General features: G+C 38.0%; 25 protein-coding genes. 5 read left to right on the top strand and 20 right to left on the bottom strand.

What is annotated here, in order from left to right:
• Nucleotides 1-34: 34 nt before the first annotated feature.
• Nucleotides 35-667 (bottom strand): MBL fold metallo-hydrolase, encoded by a 633-nt coding sequence (locus tag AC4G3N_RS04795; RefSeq protein WP_491089829.1) that lies wholly within the window; start codon nucleotides 665-667, stop codon nucleotides 35-37.
• A gap of 220 nt (nucleotides 668-887) precedes the next feature.
• Between AC4G3N_RS04795 and AC4G3N_RS04800 the strand changes: the two genes are divergently transcribed.
• Nucleotides 888-1,061 (top strand): DUF2759 domain-containing protein, encoded by a 174-nt coding sequence (locus AC4G3N_RS04800; RefSeq protein ID WP_066105081.1) that lies wholly within the window; start codon nucleotides 888-890, stop codon nucleotides 1,059-1,061.
• A 79-nt stretch (nucleotides 1,062-1,140) separates the two neighbouring features.
• On the opposite strand, the gene AC4G3N_RS04805 is transcribed toward AC4G3N_RS04800, so the two are convergent.
• The 6 genes from AC4G3N_RS04805 to AC4G3N_RS04830 form a co-directional block, all read right to left on the bottom strand.
• On the bottom strand, nucleotides 1,141-2,307 hold the full coding sequence (locus AC4G3N_RS04805) for a M14 family metallopeptidase (protein WP_490551142.1): 1,167 nt from the start codon (nucleotides 2,305-2,307) through the stop codon (nucleotides 1,141-1,143).
• A gap of 490 nt (nucleotides 2,308-2,797) precedes the next feature.
• The gene (locus AC4G3N_RS04810; RefSeq protein WP_491089830.1) at nucleotides 2,798-2,941 is read right to left on the bottom strand and encodes a hypothetical protein; all 144 of its coding nucleotides are present in this window, start codon (nucleotides 2,939-2,941) and stop codon (nucleotides 2,798-2,800) included.
• 167 nt (nucleotides 2,942-3,108) lie between these two features.
• Nucleotides 3,109-4,155 (bottom strand): DUF2332 domain-containing protein, encoded by a 1,047-nt coding sequence (locus tag AC4G3N_RS04815; protein ID WP_066105087.1) that lies wholly within the window; start codon nucleotides 4,153-4,155, stop codon nucleotides 3,109-3,111.
• A gap of 58 nt (nucleotides 4,156-4,213) precedes the next feature.
• Nucleotides 4,214-4,654 (bottom strand): NUDIX hydrolase, encoded by a 441-nt coding sequence (locus AC4G3N_RS04820; protein ID WP_491089831.1) that lies wholly within the window; start codon nucleotides 4,652-4,654, stop codon nucleotides 4,214-4,216.
• Nucleotides 4,655-4,839: 185 nt separating this feature from the next.
• Entirely contained in the window at nucleotides 4,840-5,814 is a 975-nt protein-coding gene (locus AC4G3N_RS04825; protein ID WP_066105090.1) for an ROK family glucokinase, read from the bottom strand.
• Nucleotides 5,815-5,820: 6 nt separating this feature from the next.
• Nucleotides 5,821-6,048 (bottom strand): YqgQ family protein, encoded by a 228-nt coding sequence (locus AC4G3N_RS04830; protein ID WP_066105666.1) that lies wholly within the window; start codon nucleotides 6,046-6,048, stop codon nucleotides 5,821-5,823.
• 223 nt (nucleotides 6,049-6,271) lie between these two features.
• Between AC4G3N_RS04830 and AC4G3N_RS04835 the strand changes: the two genes are divergently transcribed.
• A complete protein-coding gene (locus AC4G3N_RS04835; protein WP_066105093.1) occupies nucleotides 6,272-7,147 on the top strand; it encodes a hypothetical protein in 876 nt (291 codons plus the stop codon).
• 10 nt (nucleotides 7,148-7,157) lie between these two features.
• Here the strand turns inward: AC4G3N_RS04835 and AC4G3N_RS04840 are convergent, their stop codons facing one another.
• The 7 genes from AC4G3N_RS04840 to AC4G3N_RS04870 form a co-directional block, all read right to left on the bottom strand.
• Entirely contained in the window at nucleotides 7,158-8,693 is a 1,536-nt protein-coding gene (locus tag AC4G3N_RS04840; protein WP_139892552.1) for a rhomboid family intramembrane serine protease, read from the bottom strand.
• 84 nt (nucleotides 8,694-8,777) lie between these two features.
• Nucleotides 8,778-8,933, bottom strand: coding sequence for a protein YqgO (gene yqgO / locus AC4G3N_RS04845; RefSeq protein WP_175354273.1), 156 nt, complete (start codon nucleotides 8,931-8,933; stop codon nucleotides 8,778-8,780).
• A 59-nt stretch (nucleotides 8,934-8,992) separates the two neighbouring features.
• A complete protein-coding gene (locus tag AC4G3N_RS04850; RefSeq protein WP_066105102.1) occupies nucleotides 8,993-9,949 on the bottom strand; it encodes an L-lactate dehydrogenase in 957 nt (318 codons plus the stop codon).
• Between the two features lie 50 nt (nucleotides 9,950-9,999).
• Nucleotides 10,000-10,788: a DUF92 domain-containing protein gene (locus AC4G3N_RS04855; RefSeq protein WP_077248066.1), complete on the bottom strand. Its 789-nt coding sequence runs from the start codon at nucleotides 10,786-10,788 to the stop codon at nucleotides 10,000-10,002.
• On the bottom strand, nucleotides 10,781-11,344 hold the full coding sequence (locus tag AC4G3N_RS04860) for a 5-formyltetrahydrofolate cyclo-ligase (protein WP_066105107.1): 564 nt from the start codon (nucleotides 11,342-11,344) through the stop codon (nucleotides 10,781-10,783). Before AC4G3N_RS04860 ends, AC4G3N_RS04855 begins: the two co-directional genes overlap by 8 nt.
• Nucleotides 11,345-11,411: 67 nt before the next feature.
• Nucleotides 11,412-11,561 carry a 50S ribosomal protein L33 gene (gene rpmG, locus AC4G3N_RS04865; protein ID WP_066105110.1) on the bottom strand — a complete coding sequence of 50 codons (150 nt, stop codon included), beginning with the start codon at nucleotides 11,559-11,561 and terminating at the stop codon, nucleotides 11,412-11,414.
• Nucleotides 11,562-11,624: 63 nt separating this feature from the next.
• Nucleotides 11,625-12,194, bottom strand: a complete 570-nt coding sequence (locus tag AC4G3N_RS04870) for a hypothetical protein (RefSeq protein WP_066105112.1) — start codon at nucleotides 12,192-12,194, stop codon at nucleotides 11,625-11,627.
• Between the two features lie 223 nt (nucleotides 12,195-12,417).
• On the opposite strand from AC4G3N_RS04870, the gene AC4G3N_RS04875 reads away from it, so the two are divergent.
• Nucleotides 12,418-12,780 carry a hypothetical protein gene (locus tag AC4G3N_RS04875; protein WP_491089832.1) on the top strand — a complete coding sequence of 121 codons (363 nt, stop codon included), beginning with the start codon at nucleotides 12,418-12,420 and terminating at the stop codon, nucleotides 12,778-12,780.
• Nucleotides 12,777-13,238: an MltG/YceG/YrrL family protein gene (locus AC4G3N_RS04880; protein ID WP_066105120.1), complete on the top strand. Its 462-nt coding sequence runs from the start codon at nucleotides 12,777-12,779 to the stop codon at nucleotides 13,236-13,238. The genes AC4G3N_RS04875 and AC4G3N_RS04880 overlap by 4 nt, the downstream gene beginning before the upstream one ends.
• A gap of 19 nt (nucleotides 13,239-13,257) precedes the next feature.
• On the opposite strand, the gene AC4G3N_RS04885 is transcribed toward AC4G3N_RS04880, so the two are convergent.
• Complete coding sequence (locus AC4G3N_RS04885) at nucleotides 13,258-13,650, bottom strand: hypothetical protein (protein ID WP_066105123.1); 393 nt, start codon at nucleotides 13,648-13,650, stop codon at nucleotides 13,258-13,260.
• A 224-nt stretch (nucleotides 13,651-13,874) separates the two neighbouring features.
• Here AC4G3N_RS04885 and AC4G3N_RS04890 point away from each other — a divergent pair, with 224 nt between their 5' ends.
• On the top strand, nucleotides 13,875-14,492 hold the full coding sequence (locus AC4G3N_RS04890; protein ID WP_066105670.1) for a LysE family transporter: 618 nt from the start codon (nucleotides 13,875-13,877) through the stop codon (nucleotides 14,490-14,492).
• 69 nt (nucleotides 14,493-14,561) lie between these two features.
• Here the strand turns inward: AC4G3N_RS04890 and phoU are convergent, their stop codons facing one another.
• The 5 genes from phoU to AC4G3N_RS04915 form a co-directional block, all read right to left on the bottom strand.
• On the bottom strand, nucleotides 14,562-15,221 hold the full coding sequence (phoU, locus tag AC4G3N_RS04895; protein WP_066105126.1) for a phosphate signaling complex protein PhoU: 660 nt from the start codon (nucleotides 15,219-15,221) through the stop codon (nucleotides 14,562-14,564).
• 29 nt (nucleotides 15,222-15,250) lie between these two features.
• Complete coding sequence (pstB, locus tag AC4G3N_RS04900) at nucleotides 15,251-16,051, bottom strand: phosphate ABC transporter ATP-binding protein PstB (protein ID WP_140462017.1); 801 nt, start codon at nucleotides 16,049-16,051, stop codon at nucleotides 15,251-15,253.
• 32 nt (nucleotides 16,052-16,083) lie between these two features.
• Complete coding sequence (gene pstA / locus AC4G3N_RS04905; RefSeq protein ID WP_066105131.1) at nucleotides 16,084-16,998, bottom strand: phosphate ABC transporter permease PstA; 915 nt, start codon at nucleotides 16,996-16,998, stop codon at nucleotides 16,084-16,086.
• Entirely contained in the window at nucleotides 16,995-17,882 is an 888-nt protein-coding gene (gene pstC / locus AC4G3N_RS04910) for a phosphate ABC transporter permease subunit PstC (RefSeq protein ID WP_066105134.1), read from the bottom strand. Before pstC ends, pstA begins: the two co-directional genes overlap by 4 nt.
• A gap of 71 nt (nucleotides 17,883-17,953) precedes the next feature.
• Entirely contained in the window at nucleotides 17,954-18,850 is an 897-nt protein-coding gene (locus AC4G3N_RS04915) for a phosphate ABC transporter substrate-binding protein PstS family protein (protein ID WP_139892573.1), read from the bottom strand.
• Between the last annotated feature and the right edge of the window lie 30 nt (nucleotides 18,851-18,880).

The raw sequence follows: 18,880 nt of genomic DNA on the forward strand, positions 1-18,880 counted from the left end.
AATTGTTAAGGAGGGTCTACAATTAGTACACCTATTACCTTAAAAATGGATTATGATTCATCTCATCTTCAATGATGGTTTCCGGCCCATGTCCAGATAAACAAAGCGTATCTTTTGGAAGAGTTAATAATTTTTTATGAAGACTATCCATTAGCTGTTGATGATTTCCACCAGGTAAATCGGTCCGGCCTATACTCATATGAAATAATGCATCCCCTGAAAATACAATCGCCTCGTCCTTATCATAATAAGAAACACTTCCTGGAGAATGTCCAGGTGTAAACAGTACATTAAATGTGAAATCCCCGATTTTTAGAATACCTTCCTCTGAAATCACATTTTCTGCGGGAGCAGCCTTAATCTCACCAAGTTGGAAAAATCGCGAACCGTTCAAAGCTGGATTTGTTAACCATTCTGTTTCTTTTTTGTGTACATAAACCGGAATACTAAAGACTTCCCGTACCCTGTCCACTGCCCCTATATGATCAAAATGAGCGTGAGTTAAAAGAACTGCAATTGGTTTCCATTTCTTTTCACGAATGATTTGAATCAGCTTTTCTGCTTCCTCGCCCGGGTCGATGATTAAACATTTACCGTCCTGCTTGGCATATAAATAACAATTTGTTTGCAAAGGTCCTAAAGGAACTCTTTTCCATGTTTTCTTCATGTCTTTCCTCCTGAAGTCTCAGTTTAGTTTCTTTTATTTTACACAAGTGATGGTTTTGTATAAAGAGTCTTATACTGTATTGTTCCTATTCCTTCCAAATTGCCTATAATATCTCGACAAATAATCTGAAAAGAATTAAAATACTATTGAATGCATTTATTTTACAATTTAATGATTTATTGGGTTTTATTACTTAATAATTCCAGGGGAGGTAAATGAAATGGGATTGGTAATTATTTTTGGTTTAGTTGCCATTTTGGCTATTTTCGCATTAATCAGCGCCTTTAAAAACAAAAATTTCCTTGGTCTAGTATTCGCTTTGGGTACTGCCGTTGTATTTGGCTGGTTCGCCATCATGACCTTTATTAGAGACGGCTATCCTGCTGTACATTAATTATTGTATACGCTTTACATCTGAAAAAGAGGAATCCTTTAAACAGGATTCCTCTTTTTCGTTCAACAGTTCCTGTCTTCTATAAATAAAGACAAGCATTTAAAATTGGTTTTGTATCCCGATAAATTTGTTCAAATTGTGATAAAGGAAGAGGATTGATTCCTTTACCCAGCTCTAATGTAAATCCAGGCTTCTTGAACTGATCAATAAACCAATCCTTAAAGCCTGCATGGCTATCAATATAGCGAACGGCCTTGTAGCCTGATCTTGCAGTAAATTCCATAGCCATAACAGAGGTGATTTCCGGCTCTTTTTTCTCATATCCCCAGTAAAATTCTTCTCCCTGGGTGTGCAGAGAAACTACACGATCGAACCCTTCCTTCAGCACAAGTGCAACCAGTGATTTCACTTCACTTTCTGTTAATGGCTCGATTCCAGGAAAATCTCTTGCTGCTGGTTTTTTCGGCCGTTTTCTCTTTTTCTCAATCTCCCAGTTTGCCGGAAATTGATTATTTAAGTCAACTCCTCTAATATTCGCTTTCCAGCCTAAAAATTCTTTTCTTCCATCATTCATCCTAATTAAATCTTTTTTCATTTTTTCAGATGGACCATTTACTACTAAATCTACACCATCAGGATTCACCATCATAACAAGTGACAAATCACACTCCAGGAATAGCTCCAATGCTGAACATTCTCCTAAATTTGTCCCCGTTGTTAATGCCAGTAAATAATCATTCAGCCACTTCATTAAAACCAAGCTAGTAATCCATTCATTCGCATGCATCGAGGCATTCATATGGACTTTTTTCGGACCAATACCAATTCGCAGTTCCCAAATATCCTGGCCAAGTTCAGATTTCCCGATAGATTTCATCTGCAGGAAAGGATAGATGGTTGTAAGTATTTCCATGTCATTCATGCATTTACTTGATGAGTATGGACAAGTCTGATCCACAATACTATGTTGAATTTTCACAGGCAATCTAACAGATTGCTTCGGATTCTCTTCCATACTCTCCATTGAATTAGCTACCTGAATTCTTTCACGTTCTACAGGGTGTGTGATATCCAAGGACGATAACCTTTCCTCCCTTGTCCAATATCCAGGTATATGAACCATATCGCCAACAGATAGCTCATTATTACTAATATGTAAATTACATTCCCGTAAAAGTGCGAACGGTATAGAATACAAAACGGCCAATCTCGATAATAAATCAGGCTTCTTTATGATGACTTCCATAGAATCACATCCTTTTCTACTCATTTTATGAATACTCCGATCAAAAAATACAGAAGCTAACAGATATTATGTATAGATTCGTAAAAAACAGCTTGATTATAGTTGCCTTTAACTGTATAAGCCTTTTTAGTATGCCATTTAGCGGGGTATGGGCTGGGGAAAGGCAGGGTGTAGATGGGGCATAGGTGTTTCATAGGTGGGGCATAGCTGCTTTCCTACACACTTCACCCACCTTTCAGGCACTTTTACCCCGGTATAGCTGGAGCATAGGTACTTCATAGGTGGGGCATAGCTGCTTTCCTACACACTTCAACCACCTTTCAGGCACCTTTACCCCGGTATAGCTGGAGCATAGGTGTTTCATAGGTGGGGCATAGCTGCTTTCCTACACACTTCAACCACCTTTCAGGCACTTTTACCCCGGTATAGCTGGAGCATAGGTACTTCATAGGTGGGGCATAACTGCTTTCCTACACACTTCAACCACCTTTCAGGCACCTTTACCCCGGTATAGCTGGAGCATAGGTACTTCATAGGTGGGGCATAGCTGCTTTCCTACATACTTCACCCACCTTTCAGGCACCTTTACTACCCCGGCATATGGTTTGGTGCGGCTATCTCTGTCCTTTGACAAGTACCTCCTACATCCTCACTCAACTATCCAATTCAAACCGAATGAAAAACAGTTGGGTCAACGAAAAAAAAAAGGCATTAACCCGTATTGGATTAATACCTAATTAATTGATTTAGTTAAAAATATCCCGTCAAAGAAAACAAATTCAAAAGGGCGAATTTCATTTCCTACTGACTAATTGTCCGCTCACTCTCCCATAACCATTTAAACCATCTGCCGTGCCCGTCGGTTTCTGCAATCGTATTTTTGTTCAGAATGCCATCCAAATAATAATCCAGATGCAAATATCTATCTTGAATATTATTATAAATATGAAATACCTCTCTCATCTTCCCAATATCCTTGATGGTTTCCAACAGATGCTTTTTCACATCCATTGGCATTTGGTTAGCAACATGTGTATGAAAAATACAAACAGCATGATTCTCTGGGATATCCTGTATACAGTCAGGTAATAGATCAGCGCCATCACCATTTATCAATCTTAAGGAACTCCCCTTCACATAGGCTGCAGCTTTTTCAAACATAGACAGCCGCTCCGCATGCTCGGGCCATATTAAGGATTTAAGCCACAATTTTTCGTCCTCAACATTTAAATCAACCGTATGTAAATCCAAGCCAATCCTAATTGAAACTGGCGGCGGCATGAAGGGAAGGTTTGGTACATTTTCTCCTTTTATTTCTGCTGAAATTGTAAGTTTAGATTCTGAATTTCCATAGGTACTTTCTTGCCCATATGTATATGAATAGTGATCCCAAAGAAGCTGTAATCCTGCACTTGTTCCAATTTCAATAAGTGCCAAGGGTTTCTTTGCTATCTCATGAACAGTACAAAAGGCGGGGTACAGGTATGCACATCTTCGCACTTCATTGGTTTGAACCCGTCTCGATCTAAGAATAAATTCAATCTCTTCTCGATAAGTAAAGCAAAAATCCCTAAAAGGTCCATAAGATTCCATATATGCTTTCGGATACTCAACCAAACTAGGATAATACTCTTTCAGTGAATGTTCTTTACCCTTTAACAGAAGATAGTGGACAGCACCGAATAAGAGATTTGGTACTGGCTGACCCTCCCTCGCATTCATACATATCTCTAAAAGCGCTTCATCTCCAGAAATTTTTATAGATAAGTGCTCGTATAGCCTGCTAGAGCCTATACATTCTCTTTCAGCAAAATTTATAAAGGTTTGAGACAGAACACTATTAAACAAATGGAAACCCCCTTTTAAAACTAAATAAATGACACCCGCTGTTTGATTTTGATTGGCTTTATTCACCTATAGCTCCCTCACGATACTTACCATTAAATTCTACATAAAACGGCTGAATGCTTTCGTCCAGACAATACTCGATTCTTTGTCTAAAATTATTCCAGGTTACCATTTCCAATGCCTCTGCTATGGGATAAAAACCTACCTCTAAACTTTCAGGGCTGGTAGTGGGAGTACCTCCAATCGCCTTACCCAAGAATAAGGTGTTACAAATAGAATGGTCTATATTTTGAAAAACACCACAAAATTTAGTTACTACGATATCAATCCCCGATTCCTCTTTTGTTTCTCTTATCGCAGCATCTTTGAGTGACTCGCCTTCCTCGACTTGTCCTCCAGGCATTTCCCACCCCCGGTGCGGACCCCTAATCAACAAAATTTCCCCAGCATCGTTTAATACAACCGTTGCTGCAGGTACAATATGCTTCGGCACCCTCATCCCCCAAACCCTCTATCATCGGATTTTCATGTTATACTCATCAAATTAATTTCGACATATGGTTTTTATTTTCCTTTATAAAAACTTTTGCAAATAAAAAAGCACTTCAACAAAATACATTGAAATGCTTCCAAAATTAATTAAATTCTACTAAGTAATTAACGTTTACCTCAGCACGTGGACTCTTAAATCTCTTGTCCTAGTTGCTGCATGATTAAGCCCGCTGCGCCTATAACACCCGCATCATTACCAAGAGATGCAACTTTGATTTCAGTTGATTCCGCAACCCGCGGAAAGGCAAATTGCTTAAAGTATTTCTCAATTGGTTTTAAAATAATGTCCCCAGCTTTTGAAACACCACCACCGATTACGATGATGTCGGGGTTAATCATATTGCCCACATTGGCAGCTGCAAGTCCAAGGTATTTAGCTACCTCATCAAGGACATCCTGACTTGCCTGGTCTCCGCCTATAGCACAATCAACCACGTCTTTAGAAGTGATCAACCCATTTTCGTTAAAAACAATCGAGAGGTCCGAATCTGGTTTCTCTTTAATCTTCTCTAACGCCAGCCTTACGATACCGGTAGCTGAGGCGATCGTTTCAACACAGCCTGTTTTCCCACAGTTACAAGGAGCTCCACCCTCTGGCTGAACCGTTATGTGACCGAGCTCACCAGCTGCCCCACTAATTCCATGCACCAAATGCTTATTAGTGATTACACCGCCACCCACACCAGTTCCGAGAGTGATACAGACTAAATCATTTGTACCTTTTCCTGCTCCCTTCCAAAACTCACCGAAGGATGCTACATTCGCATCGTTATCAACCACTGCAGGAATTCCTAATTCTTTTTCCAGCAACTCCTTTAAAGGAAAATCTCTCCAACCGATATTCACGGCCACATAAATTGAACCGTTCTCAAAATTAACTGGACCAGGAGCACCCATTCCGACACCTACTAAATTACCATCCTGCCATTCTTCCAATTTTGCCCTGACAGATTTGCCGATGTCAGAAACGATATGCAGACCATTTTCTTCCGTTCTCGTTATGATTTCCCATTTATGTACAATGGTCCCTTCTTTATCTATAAAAGCAAGCTTAATCGTTGTACCGCCAATATCAATTCCCAGTAACCAATCTTGTTTCCCCAGCATATTGATTCACCTTTTCGATTGTTTTTGTTTTAGCTGTTGCTTTTCCTTCTCATACTCTATTTCTTGTTTCAAGATTAAAATTGCCGTTTGATAATCTCTGATTTCAATCAATTGAGAGTGAAATAGCTCTCTTAATTCTCCTGCCATCATCTCTAGATCAGCTAATCGATCACCCATGTATATGATGGTTCCAAACCTCTTTAAATATTGTTGAATTTCATATACGGATTTCATTTTTGTCACATTCCTTCCTGCTTCTTTAGTATATCTGAATTTAGTTGTTCTCCTCAAGATACTTTCTTTCTGTATTCCGTCAATTGTGACATTTATAAACAAAGCATATGTATTTAGAGTTACACATATATTGCTTAGGACAAAGCATCCGTCTATTTATCATTTGACATCCATTTAAGAATATATACGTAAGGCAATAATCTAAAGTGAGGAGAGAATCCTTTTGAAAAAATATATTGGTTACCTAATAGTCGGTTTAGTACTCATATTTACCTTTATGTGGTGGAAACAGCTTTATATACAAAGGGATATAGCTGTTATTAAATATTTTCCACTTAATCAAAAGGCTGCGTTTATTAAAACAACCTCTTCCCTTGTCATGCCTAAGCAGGAAAAAGATACAGAACAGTACGATGTTGCGTTATCGACTGAATCTATTTTAAATCAAACAAGTTATCTCAGACAGGATTTCTCACTTCTTTTTCAAAACGGTCGTTTAAAAGAGTTTACAAAGAAATGGGAGCAGAATACAGATCGAATATCCCAAAAGACAACCGTAAAAGCTCATGAATCTTCTTTATTTCAAGTGGTTACCATTCATTATGCTGAGATTCATACGGAAAACGACAAGATTACCAGCTCATTTAAATTAACTGATAGTAATCTGTTTGTCATTGCTTCACGTTATGGACCAACCAAATCATTTCATTCTCCTGAAACCGAGGAACAAAAGGAATGGGCCTTTACCCTGTCTTCTGTAAGTAATTCCAGGCTGACTAAAGTGCTCAATCGCTATACAGATAACAAAAAGATTGATATTACAAGGTATCACGTAGTTCCCCTGACACAGTTTTCGACTGAAGAAAAAAGATTATTAGCCGGATATTCAGAGCAAAAGCGTCTGGAGATTACGGAAAAGCTATGGGAAGCTTTTTATTCCATTTATGTTTCAGGAATAAAAAAACAGGATGGTACAGTCATAAATCCGATAGACAGTACCATCCCCTTGATTTTGCGTAAACAAGACTCAAACAAACTAATTATTCTTATTCAGGATAAATCAGGCAATATACATGAATATTATCAGCAGCTGCCTTAAAGTAAGATAACTATTCGGAATCAAGCTCATTCAGCGTTGTTTTATAATCTTCATTATCCGGTTCCTGATAAACTGCTATTTGGATATAATCTTTAGCTTTATCGATTTGTCCCAGTTGCCAGTAGAGCAGTCCAATATCATAATATGCTTCTGGAAACACTTCTTGCTGTTCAATGGCTTTTAGAAAATACGTCTCAGCCGCTTTCAGATCATATTGATGATACTTTATATATCCTGCTAAAAAATATGCTTCTGGAGCGTCTTCTTCCTTTAGATAGCCTTCGATAAGCTCATAGGCTTTGGCATATTCCTTAGAATTCACATATTCATGAGCAAGAGTGACATCATTATGATATTTATGGTCAGATTCATTTGATGAATACCCATATACTAAAGCTCCTATTGTTAACAAAACGGTCAGGAGCAGCGCACCCATTTGCACGGCAAGCTTAGGATTTTTCGGCAATCTGACAATCGCTGCTGCGAGGAATCCACCTATTAAACCGCCGATATGGCCGGCACTATCTATAGCATCTGCAGAGAATGTAATAACCAGGTTGATGGCCAAAATTACAATCACATTCCATCCCATTGTTCTGAAAAAGAGATTGGGGTGGAGTATACCAAACAATAGCAAGGCACCGAGTAAGCCAAATATCGCACCACTGGCACCGGCTGATAGATTGGGCATCAAAATAAAACTTGCTACCGAACCAATAAAGCCTGCAAAAAAGTAAATAACCAGAAATCTTAAGCTTCCATAAATACGCTCAACAATAACTCCGACAAAATACAAACTTAAGGTGTTCAGAATCAAGTGTGTAAATCCAATATGAAGAAAGATGGGTGTGAAGAATCTCCACCATTCCCCTTCCATAATCAATGGGTTATACTTTGCACCAAATTGGATGAGGGTTTCAGTGTTTGTACTTCCGCCACGCATCTCGAGTAAAATAAACACAAGAACTTGGATGGCCATTAACAAGTATGTAAAGATTGGTTTGCCATGGCTAAAGATTTGTTCATCTTGTTTCTGCTTTTGGTAAGAAGCAGCCAAAGCATCTTCTTTAAGATGGTTAATTTCATTTTCTTCTATAAACTCATAATCCCTGTTGACCACTTCCAACGGAAACCCCAGAAAGCTTTCCAATTCCGTCAAAGATTCTTCCATAGCCTCTGTTTGAAAAATCATGGTATCAATCGTAATTTTTGCACGACTTTCGTTTGAGTATCTTCCAAGGACATCCGAATAATCATCAACCGGAGCATATTGACTAACATAAATGGTTTTAACAGTTAGTTCCTTCCTGGAAAGAAACCTACGAATCTTCTCTGCATTCTGCAGTACAAGATTTCGGTCACGCTTCATATTATTGGACCAATCCAAATCTTCTCTTTTTATACGGATTAGGGGATCTATCCGACTCGACTGATTTTCAAGCCATATTTCTTGCTGATCAGTGGATGCAGATATAAATCGATACCCTTTTTTCGTAATCAATTGATTGATAAAGGACCAATAGATATATTCTTCTTTAAAACTCACGGATTCCCCTACTTTCTCTCCCTAAAAAGTTTCTATATCTATTTTATCATTACGTAAGAGGAACAGAAATAATTCCTCTGGTCATTATGTTTGATCTTGCACAGTTTTAAAAATTGGCAATTCCATTAGAACGGCTATAAGGATGTTGCGCAGTACTTGATTCTTCATAATGGAAGACCTCTTTTGAAACACTATATACCCTATTATGCCAGATACGAAAATAATTAAGAATTTATTCATGTAAAAATCCCTCCTGTATTACCATATAGTTTGGTGAACAGGAGGGATTTTTATTCTACTTATAGTAACTGATCAAGAATTGGATTCATCGTTTCTTTTAATACTTTAACAGAATGTGAAAATTTCTCTTGCTCATCATCTGATAATTTCAGTTCGAGGATATCAGAAATTCCTTCACGGTTTACTATCGCAGGGACACCTACATACACATCTTCTTGTCCGTACTCCCCATCTAGGAAGGTTGACACTGTCAAAATGCTGTTTTCATTCTGAAGGATGGCTTTTGTAATACGAACCAGACCCATGGCAATTCCATAGAATGTTGCACCTTTTCGATTAATGATTTCATAAGCTGCATCACGTACATTAATAAAAATCTTATCCAAATCTTCCATGGAATGATTAGGTTTATCTTTAATCAGTTCGTTCATATTCTTTCCGCCTACATTGGCATGGCTCCATACAGGTAATTCTGTATCCCCATGTTCTCCAATGATATAGGCATGGACATTTCGAGGATCCACTTCAAAATAATCGCTTAACATAAATCGAAATCTGGCCGTATCAAGAATCGTACCAGAGCCAAGTACGCGATGTTTAGGAAGACCTGAAAATTTCCATGTTGCATATGTAAGGATATCAACTGGGTTCGCAGCCACAAGAAAGATCCCATTAAATCCATTAGCCATAATTTCTCCAACAATGGATTTAAAGATTTTCATATTTTTTTCAACTAAATCTAAGCGTGTTTCACCAGGCTTCTGATTCGCTCCTGCAGTTAGAACGATAATGTCTGCATCTTTACAGTCTGAATAATCTCCGAACCAAATTTTCGTTCTATTCGGTGCAAATGGAGTTCCATGATTCAAGTCCATTGCATCGCCTTCTGCTTTATCCTTATTTAAATCAATTAAAACAAATTCTTCAGCAATTCCCTGATTTAACATAGCGAATGCATAGCTGCTTCCAACAAAACCTGTACCAACAAGGACAACACGATTTACATTCTTTTTCATTAACAAAAACCACCTTTTCACACTGCATACAAGCTCTTTATACCCTAGTATTATGTGATACTATACCAAGTTATTATACAAAAAATAGTGCTTATCAGAATTGAGCTTAGATTTACAGTTTCGTTATTAATCCAGTTAATTCCTTTCCTTTTAACAGTCCGTGTATTGCAGTGCACTTTTTTCTCCGTATGAACCGAACAAACTGGGCATATATATTCGACTTGCAGGAAAGCCCCCAGTAAGGTATCCAGAATACTGCCCAGAAATCCGAATGCACTCAGTAGGAGAATTGTTGAAAATGACAGATTAAACAGTATACCTGCTATTACTGCAATGAATATGGAGCCAAACAGCCCGGCCAGAGTTCCATGGACTGAGACTGCCCCTGAAGTACCCCGTTCACATCTTTTCAAACTGATTATATGGATTGGGTCAGATTTACTCAATACTCCAAGTTCAGATGACCATGTATCAGAAGTAGCTGCTGAAATTGATACGATAAAGGAAATTAACCAAATATCAGAACCGTCAGATATAAAATAAAGTAAAGAACTTATACCAGCAGGACCGCCATTTACTGCTACCTGGGCCCAATTTCGTCTGCTTCCGTTTGCTAATTTTTTATCAATACTCTGCTTAATTCTTTTTTTATAACTGGAAAACAGACTAGATGAGGAAAAAAACAAACCAATTAGTAGTAAACCTTCCCATCCAAGTCCTATAACAATTAAAGCTCCCAAAAGAAATGCTGCGAGAGCACCGGATTTACTCAGAGCTTTAAGCCGATATGCCCCGTAGGAGCCGACAGCAACAGCGCCGTAAATAATTAAGTTACCCACAATTTATTACCCCTTGTTCTGTGAATAGATAGTCGACAGGGATGTCGAACTCTTCTGTATGGATATCATCTCTTATTTGCATCATAAACGCCAGCGAAAGTTTGATTCCATAAAATGATGCCAAATAACGATCATAATAGCCGCCGCCAAATCCAATCCGATATCCAGTTGTTGAGAATAGGAGTCCCGGAACTACCATTATATCGATTTGGTCGGATTCTATCTTTTGTGTTTTATCCGGTCTGGGCTCTTTTAAACCACTATAAACTGACTCAAGTATCGTATTTGGACGATAGTCATAAAATTCCATATGCTTTGTGTGTGGATAGCATTTTGGAATCACGATATTCTTTTTCTCTTTCCACGCTCTCTCGATAATCTCTTTCGTTTCAATCTCAGGATGCCGAGAAATTGTGATTCCGATTGTCTTTGCATTCTTCCATATGTCATGACTAAATAAGTATTCAACAATTTTAGATGTATATGTATCCCGCTCGTATGACGGAAATTCCGCTAATAAACTCCGATAAGTCGATCTTAATTCTCCCTTTAACATTGCGTTAAATCCCCTTAAATTCTATATAATCCCAAAAAAAAACAACAGGAGAGAACCTCCTGTTGTTTTATTTTGTTTCGCGGTGTGCAGTTGTACGCTTCTCTCTTGGGCAATATTTTTTAAGCTCAAGACGATCAGGATTATTACGTTTATTTTTTGTGCTGATATAATTACGCTCACCGCACTCTGTGCAAGCTAAAGTAATGTTTACACGCATGTGAGTCCCTCCAGTTCATTCAAAACTTCATTTTATACGACTTTTCTATAATATCACCTTTCACTAATAAATGCTAGTCTGATTTTTGACCAAGTAATCAAACAGCATGACTTCCTCTTTATTCTTGCCTGTAATTATCCAATTAGAAACCCCCATTTTCACTCCGGGCTCCACTAGAAGCTTGTACATCGTTGTACAGACAACTAGACCTCTGGCTAAAGGAGAGTGGATAATTTGGCCATTTTCCATTAATTCGTACACCGCTTTTTTATGTTTTCGTTCCATTATCGATATAGATGCACAATCATTTCCATTTAATAAGCTTATCGTATTCTTACCATATAAATAGATTAAAGAATCCGCAGGACTATAAAAACTTGCTGATACTTCACTAAAGGCCTCATGAACAAAAAATATCTTAATTTCAAGTGGTCGATCCCCATCATTTTTGCAGACTACATCTACTCTATCGAAATAATCATTATTTGTTAACTGTACTGCAGCAGATATCCCCTCTTGATCTTGATCGTTTTTGCACCAAAGATAGGGTACGATTAATCCGGATTTATCATCAACAAGCCTTTTACAGCTGGCTTTTTTAGTACTTTTATTTAAAGAGTCTAACTGGTCCATGCGGTACCACCCCTTTCATTTATCTTACCTGCTTTAGCGAGCCACTAATATCTTCCATTAAATCCTAACACTCCCTGAACTAGATGACAATGAACGCATATTGTCGAAGAACCACTACCTACTTCCAAATTATGAGCAACACTTCCTTTTTCATATATTTTTACCAAAATCCGGTGAAAATTGTTGTACAATAGGGATTGTAATTTAATTTGGGAGGGTATTCATGATAATCATTTTGATTTGTTTATTTTCTCTATCTGCCTTACTGTTCTTACTATCGTTATTTTATAAAGGACAGGAAACTAAAGTAGAAAAAGAGATTGAACAGCTTTCATTAGAGCATGTACAAGAAATGTATATAATTAAAAAACGAATTCGTGCACTTGAGGAGGAAATCCTGCACGAGGAATCGTTTTCGGAGGTATCTTTTTTAACTAATTCCTCGCCCATACACGAGGTTATTCAAAATCAGGTCATTCATTTGTACAAACAAGGATTATCGATTGAACAAATTTCCAGGCAATCTGCATTATCAAACAATGAGGTAATTAGGATCCTTGAAAGTCAGGGAGGCGATCTTCATTGAACCGACTATACATATCTGGAGCAGCTGCAGGTATTTTTTTAGCCACAAGCGTATTTACGGCATATTATCTTGCCACAGATGAATCAGCAGCTAAAAAGGTGCCCCTTTCAAGCGAGGACGCTCAAAAAACTCTACAGGAGGATGGTTATCATGTTTTATCAAAAAGTGAGTGGGATGACTATCAAAAGAACCTTCAATCTATTAATCAACTAAAAACAGAAAATCAACAAAGTAATAAAGAAGAAACTGTAGCCATTAGATTATCGATTAAGCCTGGAATGGCTTCCGACGAGATTATCAGCCTATTAAAAGAGGAGCGCGTGATTGAAGATACCGATAAGTTTTCTACCTACTTGAATAATCGGGATCTCACAAAAAAGATTCAGACTGGGACCTATACAGTTTATAAAAACATGGACTATGCTGCCTTATCTGCCATTTTAACGAAGGGTAAATAGTGCATCAAAGTGGCAGCTTTTAAACTGGGATGACCTTTGCAATAACATCCCAGATTTTTCTGTTTTGATCAATACTCTCTTCCCCTGAATCGATAATATCGGCCTTTTCAATTAAATTATTCATCGCATGATCAACAAAGCCGGGTAAAGGCAGTTCTTTTATAGCTTTGGCCATTTTTTCTGGATAAATATGACCATAGATTTCAATAGCCATAGAGAGCTCAGATACCGATAATTCCCTTCCGTATTTCTTTTGATAGTTTGCTTTCAGTTTCCTTGCCAGCTTAATGGCTGTTTTAGGGTTTGGGATGATGGATTCCAATTCTTTATTATTGTCTATATGAACAGCTTTTTCACTCAGAAAATAGGTTATAGGTACTCCGTCCACTTCTACTGTCTCTTTTTCCTTCATTCTCTAATCCCCCTTTTATTAATAAATGTTATTTTCTTATATCCAAGTCACCAATTTATAAACCTCTTTAAGGATTGTCCGTTAGTCGGATAAAGCTAGAATTTTAATTAAACGCTTTTTACAACCTCAATAAAACTGTTATACATACTTATCCACTTTTCTTCATAATATGTACAAGTTACTAATACATAAGAAGATGGAGTGAAAGCGTGAGCGGACATATTATGTTTAGTTATTTTTTGTTAGGAATAACATTGGCGGCACCCATTGGTCCGGTTAACTCAGCCCGAATTGATAAGGGGATCAAAAACGGTTTTTTACACGCCTGGGTAGTAGGCGCAGGATCTATGATTGCGGATGGAATATTCATGTTATTGGTCTATTTGGGTTTTGTACAATTTATTACGATTCCATATGTCCAGATTTTCCTTTGGCTCTTTGGAGGATTTGTTCTTATTTATACCGGAATTGAAAGCATTTTGAGGGTCCATACACTTTCATTGGAAGATTATCGTACGAAAGACTCGTTATCGAAATCTTTTTTAACTGGATTTATAATGTCCATTACAAGTCCATTATCCATCCTCTTTTGGATAGGAATATATGGGTCGGTTCTCGCTAAAACAGTTACTTCGTACGGTACAAGCTCTCTTCTCGTGTACAGCTTGATGATTTTTCTCGGGCTAACTTTTTGGGACATTACCGTTGCCTTTCTAACAACTGGGTTCAGAAGATTTCTGAATGACACTAGCTTGAAAGCTATTTCAGCCTTTTCTGGAATTTCTCTGGTCGGTTTTGGAGTATATTTTGGTTTTCAGGGCATAAAGACATTATTTTTTTAAGCATTAAAAATAGGCACAAGAAAAAATGGAGTTCCCTATATGGGAATCTCCATTTTTATTATCACAATTCTATTCATTTAAATGATAGTGTCTTCCTTTAATCATATAAAGGGTTTCTTCCGCCATATTAGTTATATGATCGCCTATTCTTTCATAGTGGCGGACAATAAACAATAACTGAGAATTTTCGTTAACCGTAGCAGACTCAGGATGCTTCATTTCAAGTATTTTACGGATTTCCTGTCCATATAAATCATCCACTGTATCATCGAGCTCTGCAAGTTCCTTAGAAAGGACAATATTTTCCTCCATAAAGGATTTATTGAACATATCAAGCATTTTCATACAAGTAGCGTGCATTTCGCCTACAGCCTCATTAACAAAGGGCTTTTCTTCCTTTGATAATCTAATCGCAGTTTTGGCAACATTCTTTGCATAATCACCAACCCGTTCAATTTCAGAACCGATTTTAATAGCTGAAACAATATGCCTTAAATCCGTTGCAACAGGCTGCTGCTTTGCAATCATCAAGATAGCCAGTTCATCAAGCTCTTCTTCCATTTTATCAAGCTTTTTATCATCCTCTATAACAGAAAGTGCTAGCTCTACATCATTTTTCAGCAATGCTTGGTACGATTTATTCAAGGCAGATGAAGCAAAACGTTCCATATCTATTACTTTAAGCTTTAATTCCTTTAGCTCGCTCTCGAATTTTTCTCTTAAAACCATTTTTTATTCTCCCTTCAAAATGATCTGGCTTATCCGAAACGTCCTGTTATATAATCTTCTGTTCTCTTATCATATGGGTTTGAGAAAATCTTATCTGTCTTGTCATATTCAATGACTTCACCATTCAAGAAGAAGGCAGTTTTGTCAGATATACGAGCTGCTTGCTGCATATTATGCGTAACGATAATAATACTGAATTTCTCTTTCAACTCTTGTACGAGTTCTTCAACCTTTAATGTTGAAATTGGATCTAATGCGGAAGTCGGTTCATCCATTAATATCACATCAGGAGAAACGGCAAGGCATCGTGCCAAACAAATACGTTGCTGCTGTCCGCCTGATAGTCCGTTGGCGTTTGTATGCAATCGATCCTTAACTTCGTCCCAGATTGCTGCACCACGCAAGCTTTTTTCTACAATTTCATCCAATTCTTTTTTGTTTTTAATACCATGTATTTTAGGTCCGTATGCTACATTTTCATAAATAGACTTTGGAAAAGGATTTGGCTTCTGAAATACCATTCCAACTTTTGTCCGTAATTCTTCCACTTGAAAATCTTTATCAAAGATATTCTGTCCCCGGTAAAATATATCACCAGAAGTACGAACACTTGGAATAAGTTCAATCATTCTATTTAATACTTTAATATAAGTAGATTTCCCACATCCAGATGGGCCAATAATGGCTGTAACCTCATTTTCATTAATGGCAAGATTAATATCCTTTAAAGCATGGTGATCACCATACCACAAATCCAAACCCTGTGTATCGTAAACAAGTTTACTAGACTTTTCCGTTTTAGCCGGGTTGGCTTCTTTTAATTCTATCATCTCAATTTCCCCCTTGGTAATGGTGATTTCACTTAAGACACAGATGCCTTTTGTTTTGTTTTACTTTTGCCGCCTTCAAAATGTTTTTGGATAATTTTTGAGAATAAACGTGCAAGGAGATTAAAGATTAATACCATTATAATCAATACTGCTGCTGATTTAGTCGCGATTGCCGTTGCATCCGGAACAATTCCTTCAGAATTTAATTTCCAAATATGAACAGCCAATGTCTCTGCAGGTCTGAATATATTAAAAGGATTAACCGGACTTGTTAGATCGGCTGCTGTATTCAAGATTGGTGTTGTCAATCCTGCTGTAAAAATTAACGCTGCTGCTTCACCAAAAATACGACCAGCTGCCAGGATAACTCCCGTTATAATTTGTGGCATTGCTGTAGGAAGAGCAATTTTTACAATTGTCTGCCATTTGGTAGCCCCAAGTCCCAGACTGGCTTCTTTAACACCGGCTGATACCTCTGTAATTGCCGCTTCACTGACACGTGTTAAACTCGGTAAATTCAGAATCGTAATTGCTAGTGCCCCTCCGATAATGGTGTACCCCCAACCTGTAGCTGTGACAAATACCAATAAACCAAATAAACCAACTACAATGGACGGGAGAGAGGCCATCGTATCAATGCATAATCGGATAAACGTTAATAACTTTCCGGGTTTGGCATACTCCGCCAAATAAATACCTGCGCCTAAGCCAAGCGGTACAGAGATTATCAGAGTAATAATTAACATATAGAAAGAGTTAAATAGCTGATATCCGATTCCCCCACCAGCATCCATATTGCTAGAACGACCAGTCAGAAAAGATGGGTCCCAGAAACCCCAGCCCTTTTTGAGTATTTCAAATACTAAATAACTCAATAAAATAATGACAAAAATAGCAACGATATAGAAAATACCCGTCCAGATTTTATTTACTGTTCTAGCGCTCATTTCTGTGCCCCCCTATTCCCGATAAAACGAATAATCATGATGAATAAGAATGACATGATTAAAAGTATTAGCGCGAGGCTCCATAATGCATTATTCCATGCAGTTCCATTCATTGTATTAGACATGTCCATCGTTAAAATTCCAGTTAACGTTGCCGTGGGATCATTTAAGCCAGTCGGCAATTTAACCGTATTTCCGATAACCATCTGAACGGCAAGTGCTTCACCAAAAGCACGTGCAAGCCCCATAACGATTCCTGTAAAGATGCCATTCTTTGCGGCAGGAATGATTACTCGGCTGATTGCCTGCCATCTCGTGGAACCGAGCCCATAGGAGGCTTCCAGAAGCTGTGGCGGGACATTTTTTAACGCATCTGTTGCCAAGCTTGCAATAGTCGGTAATATCATGATACTAAGTACAATTATCCCGGCTGTTAAACTGAATCCTACTCCGCCGAATGTGTTTCTAAGTAGGGGAACTAATAAAGTCACACCTAGCAAACCATAAACAACGGATGGAATACCAACCAGCAATTCCAAAACCGGCTGCAAGACCTTTTTTCCGAATTTCGGGGAAATAAAGTTCGTAAATATTGCTAGAGCTATTGCAATAGGTGCACTGATAACAATGGCACCAATTGATACAAGTATAGAACCGATGATAAATATCAATGCTCCATATTTCCCATCATTGGGACTCCAGTTTGTTGAGGTCAACATCTCCACTATAGAGATATTACTGTTTGTAAATGACTGAATACCCTTTCCTGTAATAAAAACGATAATAGCCAAAGTTGTTACAACGATTAATAGTCCACATAATGTAACAAGAATCCGTCCGATATATTCACTTTTCCAATAGTTGATTGGTTTATGATCATTCAAGCCTTTTCGCTCCTTCCGGCAAACAGATGATAACCAGGCTGTTTGACTTCCTGTTTACTTCATCCTTGGAATTATTCTTTATTTTCTAGCTCTAACATTGGAATGTATCCCATTTTCGTAACGGTTTCGGCAAACTCATCACTCCTAATGAAATCCATATAACCTTTAACAGCTCCGCCTATTTCGCCTTTCGTTACCATATATTCATAGGACCAAAAAGGGTAGCTGCCATTTACCACATTCTCAATTGTGGGTTCAGCCCCATTAATAGTTACCGGTTTTAAGGATGAGCCTTTCCCCTCAGCGAGGTAGCTCATAGCCAGATAACTAATAGAACCAGGTGTGGAATTAATCGAGTTTTCTACAGCACCGTTAGAATCCTGAGTTGTTCCAACCCCTGTATTCATGCTGACATCCTTCATGATTGTTTTTTCAAAGGCATATCGGGTACCTGATGATTCTGGTCTGTTCACGACATTTATTTCTGAATCAGCTCCGCCAACCTCTTTCCAGTTTTTAATTTTTCCGGAGAAGATTCCTTGGATTTGTTCAATTGTTAAATTATCTACATTGGCATCATCATTCACCACTATGCCAAACGCAATACCGGCTACTTTATAATCGACCAGTTCTTCTGCTAATTTCTCATCTTCAATTTTATCTGCTGAAGGTAGATCAGAGTTTCCGATATTGACTGCACCACTCGCCACTTGATTTATACCTGTTCCGCTTCCACCGCCTTGAACAGTAACCGATACATTTGGATTTTTCGCCATAAATTCAGTTGCTGCTTCATCTGCCAATGGTAGTAAAGCTGTAGAACCAGCTGCATTTATGATTCCTGTGTATCCTTCTTCTTCAGAGCCGCTTCCCGCCTTTGCTCCTCCTCCATTATTACTGGTACAAGCTGCCAGCAATCCGATTATAAGTATCAAAGTAATCATAAATGCTGTTTTCCTTCTACGCATTTCCAATCCTCCCATATACTTTGGCTATTT

It is taken from the genome of Bacillus sp. z50, assembly GCF_058313585.1.